A 16,714-nucleotide genomic window follows, 5' to 3' on the forward strand; every position below is an offset into this window, starting at 1 on the left:
TCGTTCCAGTACGCCGACGTCGTCGTCAGGAGGAACCGTGGCCGAAACCGGGACCAAGACCACGCCCCCCGCCGCCAAGCGGGACCGCACGCACTATCTCTACATCGCCGTCATCGTGGCGGTGCTGCTCGGCATCGCCGTCGGCTTCATCTGGCCCGACTTCGCCAAGGAGCTCAAGCCCATCGGCACGGGCTTCGTGAACCTGATCAAGATGATGATCTCGCCCATCATCTTCTGCACGATCGTGCTCGGCGTCGGCTCGGTACGGAAGGCCGCGAAGATCGGCAAGGTCGGCGGCCTCGCCCTCGGCTACTTCATCGTCATGTCGGTCGTCGCCCTGGCCATCGGCCTCCTCGTCGGCAACATCCTGCACCCCGGCGACGGCATGCACCTGACCGAGGCCACCAAGGAGGTCGGCCACACCGCGGCGGAGGACGCCGCGGAGGGCCCGGTCGACTTCATCCTCGGCGTCATCCCGACGACGCTGGTCTCCGCCTTCACCGAGGGCGAGGTCCTGCAGACCCTCCTCGTCGCCCTCCTCGTCGGCTTCGCCCTCCAGGCCATGGGCCGCGCCGGCGAGCCGGTCCTGCGCGGCGTCGAGCACATCCAGAAGCTCGTCTTCCGCGTCCTCGGCATGATCATGTGGGCCGCCCCGCTCGGCGCGTTCGGCGCGATGGCCGCCGTGATCGGCGAGACCGGCGTCGACGCACTCAAGGCACTCGCCACGATCATGATCGGGTTCTACGTCACCTGCGCCCTGTTCGTGGGCATCGTCCTGGCGGCGATCCTGCGACTGGCGACCGGATACAACATCTTCTCCCTGCTGAAGTATCTGGCCCGGGAGTTCCTGCTGATCCTGTCGACGTCATCCTCCGAGTCGGCCCTGCCGCGCCTCATCGCGAAGATGGAGCACCTGGGCGTGAGCCGCCCGGTCGTCGGCATCACCGTCCCGACGGGCTACTCCTTCAACCTCGACGGCACCATGATCTACCTGACCATGGCGTCCCTGTTCATCGCCGACGCCATGGACCAGCCGATGAGCGTCGGCCAGCAGATCGGCCTGCTCCTCTTCATGATGATCGCGTCGAAGGGCGCGGCAGGCGTCTCCGGCTCCGGCATCGCGGTGCTCGCGAGCGGACTGCAGTCCCACAAGCCGGCACTGGTCGACGGGGTCGGCCTCATCATCGGCATCGACCGTTTCATGAGCGAGGCGCGCGCCCTGACGAACTTCGCGGGCAACGCGGTGGCCACGCTGCTGATCGGCACCTGGACCGGCGAGGTCGACCGGGACCGGGTCAAGCGGGTGCTGGCCGGCGATCTGCCGTTCGACGAGCGGACCCTGCTGGACTCCAAGGACGGCGACACGGACGTCCCCGAACCACGGGACGGCGGGGCCGGCACGGGAGCCGGAACCAAGGAGCCCGTGGGGGCCTGACCTGGTCATTCCCCGAGCGGGGTCCGGTGCGCCGTGTCGCACCGGACCCCGCTTTTGTCGTACCGGGCCACGTGGCGTAGAGTCCTGCGAGTTGTCCGGGTCACCACGGCTCACGGCAGCGCTCCCGCCGCTGAAGCGGCACCCAAACCACCAGCACGATCTCCCCCTGGGATTGATTTCGGCTTGCCCGAATTCAATTCGATTTCGGGGCGCGTCCGACCTGATCGACCCGATTAGGAACCGCCGCGAGGATCCGCTAAAGTCTGGGACGTCGGAACGGCCCAACAGCCGCGAAGACAAACCCGGTTGACAGGGAATCAGGCCCGAAAGGATCTGATAGAGTCAACACCGCCGGAAGGCCGAAAGGCCGGAAAGCGGAGCACGACCCCGAGGAAATCGGCCGGTGAAACGGTCTGATAGAGTCGGAAACACGCAGTAACATTAAAAAGAAGTACCGAAGGGAAGCGCCCGGAGGAAAGCCCGAGAGGGTGAGTACAAAGGAAGCGTCCGTTCCTTGAGAACTCAACAGCGTGCCAAAAATCAACGCCAGATATGTTGATACCCCGACTCACTTCGGTGAGTTGAGGTTCCTTTGAAAAAGTCCTGCCGGTCCTGGTGGCTGGTAGGCGCACAGCGAGGACGCTGTGAACAAGGGGATTATTCCTCTCCTTGTTCCGCTCTCGTGGTGTCACCCCGAGTACGGGGAAACATTCACGGAGAGTTTGATCCTGGCTCAGGACGAACGCTGGCGGCGTGCTTAACACATGCAAGTCGAACGATGAAGCCCTTCGGGGTGGATTAGTGGCGAACGGGTGAGTAACACGTGGGCAATCTGCCCTGCACTCTGGGACAAGCCCTGGAAACGGGGTCTAATACCGGATGACACTCCTTCAGGCATCTGAGGGGGTTGAAAGCTCCGGCGGTGCAGGATGAGCCCGCGGCCTATCAGCTTGTTGGTGAGGTAGTGGCTCACCAAGGCGACGACGGGTAGCCGGCCTGAGAGGGCGACCGGCCACACTGGGACTGAGACACGGCCCAGACTCCTACGGGAGGCAGCAGTGGGGAATATTGCACAATGGGCGAAAGCCTGATGCAGCGACGCCGCGTGAGGGATGACGGCCTTCGGGTTGTAAACCTCTTTCAGCAGGGAAGAAGCGAAAGTGACGGTACCTGCAGAAGAAGCGCCGGCTAACTACGTGCCAGCAGCCGCGGTAATACGTAGGGCGCAAGCGTTGTCCGGAATTATTGGGCGTAAAGAGCTCGTAGGCGGCTTGTCGCGTCGGTTGTGAAAGCCCGGGGCTTAACCCCGGGTCTGCAGTCGATACGGGCAGGCTAGAGTTCGGTAGGGGAGATCGGAATTCCTGGTGTAGCGGTGAAATGCGCAGATATCAGGAGGAACACCGGTGGCGAAGGCGGATCTCTGGGCCGATACTGACGCTGAGGAGCGAAAGCGTGGGGAGCGAACAGGATTAGATACCCTGGTAGTCCACGCCGTAAACGGTGGGCACTAGGTGTGGGCAACATTCCACGTTGTCCGTGCCGCAGCTAACGCATTAAGTGCCCCGCCTGGGGAGTACGGCCGCAAGGCTAAAACTCAAAGGAATTGACGGGGGCCCGCACAAGCAGCGGAGCATGTGGCTTAATTCGACGCAACGCGAAGAACCTTACCAAGGCTTGACATACACCGGAAAGCATTAGAGATAGTGCCCCCCTTGTGGTCGGTGTACAGGTGGTGCATGGCTGTCGTCAGCTCGTGTCGTGAGATGTTGGGTTAAGTCCCGCAACGAGCGCAACCCTTGTTCTGTGTTGCCAGCATGCCCTTCGGGGTGATGGGGACTCACAGGAGACCGCCGGGGTCAACTCGGAGGAAGGTGGGGACGACGTCAAGTCATCATGCCCCTTATGTCTTGGGCTGCACACGTGCTACAATGGCAGGTACAATGAGCTGCGATACCGCGAGGTGGAGCGAATCTCAAAAAGCCTGTCTCAGTTCGGATTGGGGTCTGCAACTCGACCCCATGAAGTTGGAGTTGCTAGTAATCGCAGATCAGCATTGCTGCGGTGAATACGTTCCCGGGCCTTGTACACACCGCCCGTCACGTCACGAAAGTCGGTAACACCCGAAGCCGGTGGCCCAACCCCTTGTGGGAGGGAGCTGTCGAAGGTGGGACTGGCGATTGGGACGAAGTCGTAACAAGGTAGCCGTACCGGAAGGTGCGGCTGGATCACCTCCTTTCTAAGGAGCACTTCTTACCGGGCTTGCTCGGTCAGAGGCCAGCATGCGAGCGAATGTCTCGCACTGGTTGCTCATGGGTGGAACGTTGATTATTCGGCACACTTGATCGTCTTCTCCTTCCAGTACTGCTCCTTGTGAGCGTGGAACGTTGAGGGAAGCGGCGAGGGTGTCGGGCACGCTGTTGGGTATCTGAGGGTACGGACTTGTTCCCGACCTCAATGCCGGCCCCGGTAAAGCGCCAAGGTTCTTGGTGTGTGACGGGTGGTTGGTCGTTGTTTGAGAACTGCACAGTGGACGCGAGCATCTGTGGCCAAGTTTTTAAGGGCGCACGGTGGATGCCTTGGCACCAGGAACCGATGAAGGACGTGGGAGGCCACGATAGTCCCCGGGGAGTCGTCAACCAGGCTTTGATCCGGGGGTTTCCGAATGGGGAAACCCGGCAGTCGTCATGGGCTGTCACCCGCTGCTGAACACATAGGCAGTGTGGAGGGAACGCGGGGAAGTGAAACATCTCAGTACCCGCAGGAAGAGAAAACAACCGTGATTCCGGGAGTAGTGGCGAGCGAAACTGGATGAGGCCAAACCTACGACGTGTGAGACCCGGCAGGGGTTGCGTCGTGGGGGTTGTGGGATCTCTTTTCTACGGTCTGCCGGCCGTGGGACGAGTCAGAAACCGTTGATGTAGGCGAAGGACATGCGAAAGGTCCGGCGTAGAGGGTAAGACCCCCGTAGTCGAAACGTCAGCGGCTCGTTTAAGAGACACCCAAGTAGCACGGGGCCCGAGAAATCCCGTGTGAATCTGGCGGGACCACCCGTTAAGCCTAAATATTCCCTGGTGACCGATAGCGGATAGTACCGTGAGGGAATGGTGAAAAGTACCGCGGGAGCGGAGTGAAATAGTACCTGAAACCGTGTGCCTACAAGCCGTGGGAGCGTCGGATATGTGCTTGCACATATCTCGTGACTGCGTGCCTTTTGAAGAATGAGCCTGCGAGTTTGCGGTGTGTTGCGAGGTTAACCCGTGTGGGGAAGCCGTAGCGAAAGCGAGTCCGAATAGGGCGATTCAGTAGCGCGCTCAAGACCCGAAGCGGAGTGATCTAGCCATGGGCAGGTTGAAGCGGAGGTAAGACTTCGTGGAGGACCGAACCCACCAGGGTTGAAAACCTGGGGGATGACCTGTGGTTAGGGGTGAAAGGCCAATCAAACTCCGTGATAGCTGGTTCTCCCCGAAATGCATTTAGGTGCAGCGTCGTGTGTTTCTTGCCGGAGGTAGAGCACTGGATAGGCGATGGGCCCTACCGGGTTACTGACCTTAGCCAAACTCCGAATGCCGGTAAGTGAGAGCGCGGCAGTGAGACTGTGGGGGATAAGCTCCATGGTCGAGAGGGAAACAGCCCAGAGCATCGACTAAGGCCCCTAAGCGTACGCTAAGTGGGAAAGGATGTGGAGTCGCAGAGACAACCAGGAGGTTGGCTTAGAAGCAGCCACCCTTGAAAGAGTGCGTAATAGCTCACTGGTCTAGTGATTCCGCGCCGACAATGTAGCGGGGCTCAAGCGTACCGCCGAAGTCGTGTCATTGCAGCAAGAGGGCCAACGCCTGCTGTGATGGGTAGGGGAGCGTCGTGTGCCGGGTGAAGCTGCAGCGGAAGCTAGTGGTGGACGGTTCACGAGTGAGAATGCAGGCATGAGTAGCGATACACACGTGAGAAACGTGTGCGCCGATTGACTAAGGGTTCCTGGGTCAAGCTGATCTGCCCAGGGTAAGTCGGGACCTAAGGCGAGGCCGACAGGCGTAGTCGATGGATAACCGGTTGATATTCCGGTACCCGCTGTGAAGCGTCAAACATCGAATCCAGTGATGCTAAGGCCGTGAAGCCGTTCCGGACCCTTCGGGGAATGGAAAGTGGTGGAGCCGCCGGCCCAAGTTGGTAGTAGGTGAGTGATGGGGTGACGCAGGAAGGTAGTCCAGCCCGGGCGGTGGTTGTCCCGGGGTAAGGGTGTAGGACGTGATCCAGGTAAATCCGGTTCACATGAGTCTGAGACCTGATGCCGAGCCGATTGTGGTGAAGTGGATGATCCTATGCTGTCGAGAAAAGCCTCTAGCGAGTTTCATGGCGGCCCGTACCCTAAACCGACTCAGGTGGTCAGGTAGAGAATACCGAGGCGTTCGGGTGAACTATGGTTAAGGAACTCGGCAAAATGCCCCCGTAACTTCGGGAGAAGGGGGGCCATTCCTGGTGATGAGTCTTGCACTCTGAGCTGGGGGTGGCCGCAGAGACCAGCGAGAAGCGACTGTTTACTAAAAACACAGGTCCGTGCGAAGCCGTAAGGCGATGTATACGGACTGACGCCTGCCCGGTGCTGGAACGTTAAGGGGACCGGTTAGTCAAGATTCGTCTTGGCGAAGCTGAGAACTTAAGCGCCAGTAAACGGCGGTGGTAACTATAACCATCCTAAGGTAGCGAAATTCCTTGTCGGGTAAGTTCCGACCTGCACGAATGGCGTAACGACTTCTCGACTGTCTCAACCATAGGCCCGGTGAAATTGCACTACGAGTAAAGATGCTCGTTTCGCGCAGCAGGACGGAAAGACCCCGGGACCTTTACTACAGTTTGATATTGGTGTTCGGTTCGGCTTGTGTAGGATAGGTGGGAGACTGTGAACTCTGGACGCCAGTTCAGGGGGAGTCGTCGTTGAAATACCACTCTGGTCGTGCTGGATGTCTAACCTGGGTCCGTGATCCGGATCAGGGACAGTGTCTGATGGGTAGTTTAACTGGGGCGGTTGCCTCCCAAAGGGTAACGGAGGCGCCCAAAGGTTCCCTCAGCCTGGTTGGTAATCAGGTGTTGAGTGTAAGTGCACAAGGGAGCTTGACTGTGAGACCGACGGGTCGAGCAGGGACGAAAGTCGGGACTAGTGATCCGGCGGTGGCTTGTGGAAGCGCCGTCGCTCAACGGATAAAAGGTACCCCGGGGATAACAGGCTGATCTTCCCCAAGAGTCCATATCGACGGGATGGTTTGGCACCTCGATGTCGGCTCGTCGCATCCTGGGGCTGGAGTCGGTCCCAAGGGTTGGGCTGTTCGCCCATTAAAGCGGTACGCGAGCTGGGTTTAGAACGTCGTGAGACAGTTCGGTCCCTATCCGCTGTGCGCGTAGGAGTCTTGAGAAGGGCTGTCCCTAGTACGAGAGGACCGGGACGGACGAACCTCTGGTGTGCCAGTTGTCCTGCCAAGGGCATGGCTGGTTGGCTACGTTCGGAAAGGATAACCGCTGAAAGCATCTAAGCGGGAAGCCTGCTTCAAGATGAGGACTCCCACCCCCTTTGAGGGGTTAAGGCTCCCAGTAGACGACTGGGTTGATAGGCCAGATCTGGAAGCACCGTAAGGTGTGGAGGTGACTGGTACTAATAGGCCGAGGGCTTGTCCTCAGTTGCTCGCGTCCACTGTGTTGGTTCTGAAACCACGAACAACCGTCGAAGCCGATTGGCTACGGCTCCGGTTGACAGTTTCATAGTGTTTCGGTGGTCATAGCGTGAGGGAAACGCCCGGTTACATTCCGAACCCGGAAGCTAAGCCTTACAGCGCCGATGGTACTGCAGGGGGGACCCTGTGGGAGAGTAGGACGCCGCCGAACTATTGTTGAGAAAAGCCCCGGACCGGGATACGGTCCGGGGCTTTTCTGCGTTTACGGCGCCTTTTCAGGCGGCCTCGGCGAGACGTTCGGCCTCCTTCGGCGGGTAACCCGCCGAGGCCAGAACCGCGACGACTGCCGCGCGGCCGGCGTCCGCCGCCGGGATCGCCCCGTCGTTCACGGCCTCCATCAGGCCGAACAGCACCTGCTCATGCACGTACGCGAGAGCCTGCGCCGGCAGCGGGGAAGTGAACTGGCCCTGGTCCAAGCCCTGTTGGATCAAGGCCACGCAGATCTCGCGGACCGGGGCGAGGGCCGCCCTGATGCCCTCCATCGTCATGCTGCGCTGGGCCAGACTGACCAGAAGGCGGTAGCGGTCCGCGATCGGCCAGATCGCCAGAATCGAACGGGCCACCGCCTCGGCCGGTTCCGTGATGCCCTCGCGGCCGGCCCGGTGAGCCTCGGCGACCGCCTGGGCCGCATCGTCCACCAACGCCCCGACGAGCGCGTCACGGCTCGGGAAATGACCGTAGACCGTACGGCGCACCACGCCCGCCGCGCGGGCGATCTGATCCATGGAGGCCTCGGGATCGCGCAGCAGCTCGGCGAGCGCGACGTCGAGGATGCGGCGGCGGTTGGCGTCGGCCCGTACGGAAGTCACGCCGTTCATTGTGCCTGCACCCCGGCCCGCCCCCGACACGCGCTCGGGCCTCACGCGACCCACCCATTTTGCACACTCCTGTGCAACGGCGTAGATTGCACAGCGCTGTGTAATTGCACAGCCTTGTGCAAGTCCTGTCCGCTGTTCACCCGGGAGGGTCTCCGCGCCATGCGCCTCGTCATGAACGAGCCGGTCGCCACGATGGACCGGCCGTACACCCGCCGCTGGTCGGCGCTGCTCGTGCTCTGCCTGAGCCTGTTGATCATCGTGATGGCCAACACGGCACTCACGGTCGCGGCGCCCGACATGACCCAGGACCTCGGGCTCTCCAGCGCCGACCTGCAGTGGGTCATCGACGGCTACACCGTTCCGTACGCCGCGCTGATGCTGCTGCTCGGTGCCATCGGCGACAAGTACAGCCGGCGCGGGGCCCTGATCCTCGGGCTCGTCGTGTTCGGCGGCGGGGCCGTCGCCGGGTCGCTCGTCGACAGCTCCACCGGGGTCATCGCCGCCCGCGCCGTCATGGGTGTCGGCGCAGCGATGATCATGCCCGCCACCCTGTCGCTGCTCGCAGCCACGTTCCCGCGGGCCGAGCGCGCCAAGGCCATCGTGCTGTGGACGGCGACGGCCGGACTCGCCATCGCCGCGGGACCGTTGGTGGCCGGCGCGCTGCTGCGCAACCACGGGTGGTCGTCGACCTTCCTGATCAATGTGCCCGTCGCCGCCGTCGCGATCGTCGGCGCGCTCGTCCTCGTACCGCCGTCGAAGGCCGACCACCACAGCCGGATCGACTACGTGGGCGGGCTGCTGTCCGTGATCTGGGTCGGCGCGCTGGTCTACATGATCATCGAGGGGCCGCACTTCGGGTGGGGCGCGAAGGCGGTCACCGCCGCCGTGGGGGCGGGAGTGGCGCTCGTGGCCTTCATCGGCTGGGAGCTGCGGCATCCGCGCCCGGTGCTGGACGTACGACGGTTCACGAACCGCCGCTTCGCGGGGTCGAACCTCGCCGTCGCCCTCTTCTTCCTGGCCGTCTTCGGGGCGTTCTACTACCTCACCCAGCACCTCCAGTTCGTCCTCGGGTACGACGCCCTGGAGACGGGTGTGCGGATGCTGCCGCTGGCCGCCGCGGTGTTCGTCGGCTCGGCGCTCACCGGGTACCTCACGCCCCGGATCGGCATGAAGATCACGGTGACGGCGGGCATGGTCGGCGGCACGGCGGCGCTCGCGCTGCTGACGCGGGTCGACGTCGCGTCCACCTACGGCGACTTCGTCCTGCCCCTCGTGATTCTGGGCCTGGCCATCGGCCTGGCGCTGTCACCCTGTACCGACGCCATCATGGGCGCGTTCCCGGAGTCCGAGCTCGGTGTCGGCGGCGCCGTCAACGACACGTCGCTCGAACTCGGCGGCTCCCTAGGGATCGCCATCCTCGGCTCCGTGCTGGCCGGCTCGTACTCCTCGCACCTCTCCGACGCCGCGTCCGGCACCAAGCTGCCCGGCAATGCGCTGGCCACGGCGCAGGACTCGGTCGGCGCCGGATACGTCGTCGCGCAGCGGATCGGCGAGCAGGCGCACAAGCTCGCCGAGCGCGCGGCCGGTGCCACCGATCCGCAGCAGGCGGCGCAGCTCAAGGCGCAGGCCGCCCAACTTGCAGACGGGGCACGGCAGATGACGCGGGCGGTCGGATCCTCGTTCGCCGACGCGGTGGCGCACACCAGCGTCGTCGGAGCCGTGATCCTCGGCGTGGGGACAGTGCTGGTGGCGGTGCTGCTGCCGCGCAAGGGCAAGGCGGCCGCCGGGCCCGAAGCCCCTGAGGACGACACGGAGCAGCGGCCTGCCGGCGAACTGGCCGCGAACAAGGGTTAGGCAGAGAGGGCCGCAGGACCGCAGCAGCTCGGCATCCCCGGCGCGGACAGGGGGGCGATGGTCATCAAAGGCGAGCCTGTCCGCACCATGCGCAGGTCGGGGGCGTTGTCAGTGGCACCGTCTACTGTGGCGGCAGTCCGCAACGACCAGGAGGCCCGCCATGACGACCCTGCCCGACCGGCCCGGCACCGCACTGCTCGTCATCGACGTACAGAACGGGGTGGTGGAGGGTGCTCCACGCCGCGACGAGGTCGTCGCGCACATCAACACCCTCGTGGACAAGGCCCGAGCCGAGGGCGTCCCGGTGATCTGGGTGCAGCACTCGGACGACGGCCTCAAGGAGGGCACGGAGGCCTGGAGTTACGTCCCCGAGCTGGTGCGCCGGGAGCAGGAGCCTCTGGTGCACAAGAAGTACGGCGACTCGTTCGAGGCCACCGACCTGGAGGCGCTGCTCGCCGAGCGCGGCGTCGGCAGACTCGTCGTCACTGGGGCCCAGAGCGACGCCTGCATCCGCTCGACGATCCACGGTGGCTTCGTGCGCGGGTACGACGTGACGCTCGTCGGTGACGCGCACACCACGGAGGACCTCAGCGCGTACGGGGCGCCGGCCCCGGAGCTGGTCATCGCGCACACCAATCTGTACTGGAAGTTCCAGAGCGCGCCGGGCCGCAGCGCGGGGACGGTGGACACGGCCGACGTGACGTTCTGAGGTCCCTTGGGGCACGGGGTACTCAGGGGACTGAGTAGCACCACTCATGTCATGCCCACCGCCCGAGCGTTGGATGGTGGGCATGACAATGGACCTCGCCGCAGACGCGCCCGCACGACCCGCCCGGTACGCCCGTCACTGGGTCGCCCCGCTGCTCTCGTCGCTGGTGACGCTGCCGGCGGCGTTCTTCGCGTACGTCTTCGCCGGGCTCTCGCCGATGGCCTGCGACTCGTGCACGGATGCGCAGCTGGACCGGTTCGAGCCTAGCTTCGACCGGGCCTTCACGGTCTTCGGACTGAGCCTGACCGTCTCGCTGCTCGTCCTGGCGACGGCGTGGTTGTTGCCGTGGCAGGAGCGGTATGCGGAGCGCAGGACCGGGTTCGCGGTGCTGGCGCCGATAGCGGTGGTGGTCACGTACGTCGTGTTCGTGGCGATGGTCGACTGGCCGTGAGCCGGGCTGTGCGATGCGTGTTCTCTTGCCCCGCGCTGTAGCCCAGCCCCGGGGCTCTGCCCCGGCCCCCGCTCCTCAATCGCCGGAGGGGCTTGATGTGCCCGGCCCCCACTGGCGTCCGGTCGCGTACGAGAGGGGAGAAGCCGGTCTGGGTGTGTGCGCGCGCCCTTCAACGCGCAGCGCTGGCCTTGACGTCGGCGGCAAGGTTTACCGTCGTACGCATGCGCATCGGAGAGCTCGCGGCCCGTGCCGGTACCAGTACGCGGACGCTCAGGTACTACGAGTCGCGCGGGCTGCTGCCCGCGCGGCGTGGCGGCAACGGATACCGGACCTATGACGAGGCGGACCTGCGCGCGCTGCGGCAGATCCGCACGCTCCAGGACTTCGGGTTCGACCTGGAGGAGACCCGCCCGTTCGTGGAGTGCCTGCGCGCGGGCCACCCGGAGGGCGACTCGTGCCCGGCGTCCCTCGCCGTGTACCGCAACAAGCTCTCCGAACTCGACGCGCTGATCGGCGAGTTGACCACCGTACGGGAGAAGGTCGGCGCGCAGCTGGAGCGCGCCGAGCAGGCGATCGTCGCGCTGGACGCGGAGCAAGCCGCCCCGCGCTGCGAGCTCAGCGAAGCACTCGACGACGCGCACAGCGAAGAACACGGCGAACGACAGGAGTGATCATGCGGGACGTGACCGACGCGGACTTCGACGAGCAGGTGCTGAAGTCCGGGCGACCGGTGCTCGTGGAGTTCACGGCCGCCTGGTGCGGGCCGTGCAAGCAACTGGCACCGGTGCTGAAGTCCATCGCGGAGGAGGAGAGCGAGCGCCTCGACGTCGTGGCGATCGACGTCGACGCCAACCCGGAGACGGCGGTGAAGTACGGCGTGCTGTCGATGCCGACGCTGATGGTCTTCAAGGAGGGGGAGCCCGTGTGGTCCCGGGTGGGCGCCAGGCCCAAGCGGCGACTGCTCGAGGAATTGGCCGAGACCGTCTGAGAACGGCAGGGCGGAGATAACCGCGGTTGGAATTAACCCCTGCCCGGGGTATATTCGGTGTTTCTGTGTGCCCACAGAAAAGGCCCCTCACCGGGGGCCAACTAAACACACCGTACCGGGCAGGGAGCAGTTTTGTCAAGCCGGGAATCCGCCGCATCGCAGAAAGAACTGCAAAAGGAACAGGAATTCATCGACCGGCTCTACGCGCGGGTCGACGCGCTGCGCGGCCTGGCCGCGGACTCGGTCACGGACGCCCTGACACCCGTCGGCACAGGTCAGCAGGCCCGGCTCGAACGCGACCTGCTGGTCGTGGAGCGCTCCGGCCTGCTCGCCGCGCTGAATGCGGTCGACGGTTCGCTCTGCTTCGGCCGAATCGATCTCACGGACGGAGTGACGCATCACATCGGCCGTATCGGAATTCGCGACGACGACACCGAACACACCCCGATTCTGATCGACTGGCGCGCACCGGTCGCCCGCCCCTTCTATCTCGCCACCGGTCATCTTCCGATGGGCCTGCGCCGGCGCCGCCACCTCACCACCGAGGGCCGCACGGTCACGGAACTCCACGACGAGATCCTCGACCTGGGCGACGACGAGCGCACCGGCTTCGAGGACCCGACCGGCGACGCCGTCCTGCTCGCCGCGCTCAACTCGGCCAGGACCGGCCGCATGGGCGACATCGTGCAGACGATCCAGGCCGAGCAGGACCGCATCATCCGGCACGACCACCGCGGCGTCCTCGTCGTCGAGGGCGGCCCGGGCACCGGCAAGACGGCGGTCGCGCTGCACCGCGCCGCGTTCCTGCTCTACGAGCACCGGGAGCTGCTGGCCAAGCGGGCGGTCCTCATCGTCGGCCCGAACCCGGCGTTCCTGTCCTACATCTCCGAGGTGCTGCCCGCGCTCGGCGAGACGGGCGTGCTGCTCGCGACGGTGGGCGAGCTGTACCCCGGCATCAAGGCGACCGCGACGACCGACTCGCCCCGGGCCGCCGCCGTGAAGGGCGCCGCGTCGATGGCCGAGGCCCTCGCGCTCGCGGCCCGTGACCGGCAGCAACTGCCCGAGCCGGGAGCGCCGTTGGTGATCCCGCACGACGACGGCGACCTGATCATCGACTGGGAGATCGCGTACGAGGCACGGCAGGCGGCGCGCGACACCCTGCTGCCGCACAACCTCGCCCGGCCGCACTTCGCCTTCCGCATCCTCGACGCGCTCACCGAACAGCTCGCGGAGCGGATCGGCGCGGACCCGTACGGCGGGCCGAACTTCCTGGGCCCGGACGACCTCGCCCAGCTCGGCAAGGGCATCGCCGCGAGCGCCGACGTGCACGCGGCCATCGAGGAGCTGTGGCCGAGGCTCACCGCGGAGGACTTCGTCGGGGACTTCCTGGCGGAGCCGGTGCACCTGGCGGACGAGGACGCGCGGGCCATCCGCCGCCCCGTCACCGGACCGGCCGACTGGACGCCCGCGGACGTACCGCTGCTCGACGAGGCGGCCGAGATCCTCGGGTACGACGACGCCGCCGAGCGGGCCGCCGCCGAGGCCGCCCGGCAGGAGCGGATCGCCTACGCGCAGGGTGTGCTCGACCTCTCCCGGGGCTCGGAGACGTACGAGTTCGAGGACGAGGACGAGTCCGAGGTGCTCGCCGCGCACGACATCGTCGACGCGGAGCGGGTCGCCGACTGGTACGGGGAGGACGACCACCGCAGCGCCGCGGAGCGGGCCGCCGCCGACCGGACCTGGGCGTTCGGGCACATCATCGTCGACGAGGCGCAGGAGCTGTCGCCGATGGCGTGGCGGCTGCTGATGCGGCGCTCGCCGACCCGCTCGATGACGCTGGTCGGCGACCCGGCGCAGACGGCCGAGGAGGCCGGGGTCGGGGCGTGGGACAAGATCCTCGCCCCGTATGTAGAGGACCGCTTCGAGCACACCCGGCTCGGGGTCAACTACCGTACGCCGTCAGAGATCATGGACGTCGCGGCGGCCGTGCTGCGTGCCGCGCACCCGGACTTCGAGCCGCCGTCGTCGGTGCGCTCGACGGGCGTACGCCCCTGGCGGCGGGCCGTGACGGGAGATCTCGCCGAGGCGGTCGCGGAGCTCGCCGCGGCCGAGACCCCCGAGGAGGGCCGGCTCGCGGTGATCGCGCCGCGCCGGCTGCACCAGGCGCTGGCGGCGCGGCTGCCCGGGATCGAGGCCGGGGCCGCACCCGACCTGACCCGGCACCTCGTGCTCCTCGACCCGCGCCAGGCCAAGGGGCTCGAGTTCGACCGGGTCGTCGTCGTCGAGCCGGGGGAGTTCGGGACGAGCGACCTGTACGTCGCGCTGACCCGGGCCACCCAGACGCTGGGCATCGTGCACAGCGCCACCGAACTCCCCGCCGCACTCGCCGAGTCGGATCTCAGGCAGGCCTGAACCAGACCGTCGCCAGCGGCGGCAGCGTCAGCCGGATGCTCGCCGGACGGCCGTGGGCCCCCACGTCGTCCGGCTTCACCGGCTCGGGGTTGCCCACACCGCCGCCGCCGTAGCGAGTGGCGTCCGTGTTCAGGACCTCGTGCCAGGCCGGGACGTCGTCGGGCACCCCGAGGCGGTACTCGTGGCGCACCACCGGCGAGAAGTTCGACACCGACAGCAGTGGAGCGCCGTCGGCGGCGTGCCGCAGGAACGCGAAGACGTTGTCCTCCGCCGCGTCGCCGACCACCCACGAGAACCCCGCGGGATCGGTGTCACGCTCCCAGAGCGCGGGCTCCTGCCGGTAGACGCCGTTCAGATCTCTGGTCAGGTCGCGCACGCCGCGGTGGTCGGGCTCGGCGCCGTACGCCGGGTCGAGCAGCCACCAGTCCGGGCCGTGCGCCTCCGACCATTCGGCGCCCTGCGCGAACTCCTGGCCCATGAAGAGGAGTTGCTTGCCGGGGTGGGCCCACATGAAGCCCAGGTAGGCGCGGTGGTCGGCGCGCTGCTGCCACCAGTCGCCGGGCATCTTCGAGACGAGTGAGCGCTTGCCGTGCACGACTTCGTCGTGGGAGATGGGCAGGACGTAGTTCTCGCTGTACGCGTAGACCATCGAGAACGTCATCTCGTGGTGGTGGTACTTGCGGTGCACCGGCTCGTGCTCCAGATAGTCGAGCGAGTCGTGCATCCAGCCCATGTTCCACTTCAGCCCGAAGCCGAGCCCGCCGAAGCCGCCGGGCCCGACGTGGTGGGTCGCCCGGGTCACGCCGTCCCAGGCCGTCGACTCCTCGGCGATGGTGACGACACCCGGCACCCGCCGGTACAGCGTGGCGTTCATCTCCTGGAGGAAGTCGACCGCGTCCAGGTTCTCGCGGCCGCCGAACTGGTTCGGGGTCCACTGCCCCTGCTCGCGCGAGTAGTCGAGGTAGAGCATCGAGGCGACGGCGTCGACGCGCAGGCCGTCGATGTGGAACTCCTCGCACCAGTAAAGAGCGTTCGCGACAAGGAAGTTGCGCACTTCCTTGCGGCCGTAGTCGAACTCCAGGGTGCCCCAGTCGGGGTGCGCCGAGCGCAGCGGGTCCTCGTGCTCGTACAGGGTGCGGCCGTCGAACTCCGCCAACGCCCAGTCGTCGCGCGGGAAATGGGCCGGCACCCAGTCCATCAGCACCCCGATGCCGGCCTGGTGCAGGGCGTCGATCAGGAACTTGAAGTCGTCGGGGGTGCCGAGCCGGGCCGTGGGCGCGTAGAAGCCGGTGACCTGGTAACCCCAGGAGCCGCCGAAGGGGTGCTCGGCGACGGGCATGAGCTCCACGTGCGTGAAGCCCAGGTCGGACACGTAGGCGGGGAGCTGCTCGGCGAGCTGGCGGTACGTCAGGCCCGGTCGCCAGGACGCGAGATGGATCTCGTAGACGGAGAACGGCGACGCATGGACGGGGCGTTCGCCGCGCGCGCTGAGCCAGGCCTCGTCGTGCCAGGTGTGATGGGAGGCGTGCACGACGGACGAGTTCGCCGGGGGCGTCTCGGTGCGGGTGGCGAGCGGGTCGGCGCGCTGGGTGCGGCTGCCGTCGGGGCGGGTGATGTCGAACTTGTAGAGCTCGCCCTCGCCGATGTCCGGGACGAACAGCTCCCAGATCCCGGTCGAGCCGAGCGAGCGCATGCTGTGGGCGGCGCCGTCCCAGTAGTTGAAGCCGCCGATGACGCGAACGCCCCGGGCGTTGGGCGCCCAGACCGCGAAGCGGGTCCCCTGGATGCCCTGGTGCTCCATGGGGTGCGCGCCCAGCGCCGTCCACAGCTGTTCGTGCCGGCCCTCGCCGATCAGGTGGAGGTCGAGTTCACCGAGGGAGGGCAGCAGCGCGTAGGCGTCCGCGATGGTCTGCGTGGCGTCGCTGTAGGCGATCTCCAGCTCGTACGACGCCGGGACCTCGGTCAGCGGGAGCAGGGCGGAGAAGAACCCGTCGCCGTCGTCGTGGAGCGCGGCGAGACCCGCCGGGGTGCGCACGGAGACCCGCTCGGCATAGGGGCGCCAGGCCCGGAAGACGGTGCCGCCGCCGGCCGGATGGGCGCCCAGGACGGAGTGCGGGTCGTGATGGGTCGCCGCCAGGAGGCGGGCGCGGTCGGTCTCCGGGACGGGAGCGGGGACCGGGGGCGGGGTCTGCGTCGAGCGGCGGGTCACGGGTGGGGCCTCCTTGGTGGCCTACGCGTCTGCCGGGCTTCTCGTTCGTCGGCTGATACGGCTGGTGGTCGGTTGCTCGCGCAGTTCCCCGCGCCCTTGGGCGGGCTGTCCGTCCCTG

General features: G+C 66.1%; 9 protein-coding genes and 3 rRNA genes. 10 read left to right on the top strand and 2 right to left on the bottom strand.

Annotated features, from left to right (window positions below; all coding sequences use genetic code 11):
• Positions 1 to 37 precede the first annotated feature (37 nt).
• The 4 genes from ACVHNB_RS07230 to rrf all read left to right on the top strand — a co-directional run bounded on the left by ACVHNB_RS07230 (position 38) and on the right by rrf (position 7,306).
• Complete coding sequence (locus tag ACVHNB_RS07230) at positions 38 to 1,435, top strand: cation:dicarboxylate symporter family transporter (protein ID WP_428952231.1); 1,398 nt, start codon at positions 38 to 40, stop codon at positions 1,433 to 1,435.
• 710 nt (positions 1,436 to 2,145) lie between these two features.
• Positions 2,146 to 3,671: ribosomal RNA gene (locus ACVHNB_RS07235) — 16S ribosomal RNA — on the top strand.
• A 308-nt stretch (positions 3,672 to 3,979) separates the two neighbouring features.
• Positions 3,980 to 7,100: ribosomal RNA gene (locus ACVHNB_RS07240) — 23S ribosomal RNA — on the top strand.
• Between the two features lie 89 nt (positions 7,101 to 7,189).
• Positions 7,190 to 7,306: ribosomal RNA gene (gene rrf, locus ACVHNB_RS07245) — 5S ribosomal RNA — on the top strand.
• The 16S, 23S and 5S rRNA genes sit together here, the layout of an rRNA operon.
• Before the next feature lie 64 nt (positions 7,307 to 7,370).
• On the opposite strand, the gene ACVHNB_RS07250 is transcribed toward rrf, so the two are convergent.
• Positions 7,371 to 7,973 carry a TetR/AcrR family transcriptional regulator gene (locus ACVHNB_RS07250; protein WP_428952230.1) on the bottom strand — a complete coding sequence of 201 codons (603 nt, stop codon included), beginning with the start codon at positions 7,971 to 7,973 and terminating at the stop codon, positions 7,371 to 7,373.
• Between the two features lie 159 nt (positions 7,974 to 8,132).
• On the opposite strand from ACVHNB_RS07250, the gene ACVHNB_RS07255 reads away from it, so the two are divergent.
• The 6 genes from ACVHNB_RS07255 to ACVHNB_RS07280 all read left to right on the top strand — a co-directional run bounded on the left by ACVHNB_RS07255 (position 8,133) and on the right by ACVHNB_RS07280 (position 14,387).
• Positions 8,133 to 9,827, top strand: coding sequence for an MFS transporter (locus ACVHNB_RS07255; RefSeq protein ID WP_456227644.1), 1,695 nt, complete (start codon positions 8,133 to 8,135; stop codon positions 9,825 to 9,827).
• Between the two features lie 160 nt (positions 9,828 to 9,987).
• Positions 9,988 to 10,536: a cysteine hydrolase family protein gene (locus tag ACVHNB_RS07260; protein ID WP_428952228.1), complete on the top strand. Its 549-nt coding sequence runs from the start codon at positions 9,988 to 9,990 to the stop codon at positions 10,534 to 10,536.
• A gap of 88 nt (positions 10,537 to 10,624) precedes the next feature.
• Positions 10,625 to 10,987: a hypothetical protein gene (locus ACVHNB_RS07265; RefSeq protein ID WP_456227645.1), complete on the top strand. Its 363-nt coding sequence runs from the start codon at positions 10,625 to 10,627 to the stop codon at positions 10,985 to 10,987.
• Between the two features lie 221 nt (positions 10,988 to 11,208).
• Complete coding sequence (locus ACVHNB_RS07270) at positions 11,209 to 11,658, top strand: MerR family transcriptional regulator (RefSeq protein WP_428952226.1); 450 nt, start codon at positions 11,209 to 11,211, stop codon at positions 11,656 to 11,658.
• A gap of 2 nt (positions 11,659 to 11,660) precedes the next feature.
• Positions 11,661 to 11,975, top strand: coding sequence for a thioredoxin (trxA, locus tag ACVHNB_RS07275; protein ID WP_428952225.1), 315 nt, complete (start codon positions 11,661 to 11,663; stop codon positions 11,973 to 11,975).
• A gap of 168 nt (positions 11,976 to 12,143) precedes the next feature.
• A complete protein-coding gene (locus tag ACVHNB_RS07280; RefSeq protein WP_428957542.1) occupies positions 12,144 to 14,387 on the top strand; it encodes a HelD family protein in 2,244 nt (747 codons plus the stop codon).
• On the opposite strand, the gene glgB is transcribed toward ACVHNB_RS07280, so the two are convergent.
• Positions 14,374 to 16,596: a 1,4-alpha-glucan branching enzyme gene (gene glgB / locus ACVHNB_RS07285; protein WP_456227646.1), complete on the bottom strand. Its 2,223-nt coding sequence runs from the start codon at positions 16,594 to 16,596 to the stop codon at positions 14,374 to 14,376. The two genes, ACVHNB_RS07280 and glgB, sit on opposite strands and share 14 nt — an antisense overlap.
• Positions 16,597 to 16,714 lie beyond the last annotated feature (118 nt).

It is taken from the genome of Streptomyces sp. YJ-C3 (assembly GCF_053891275.1).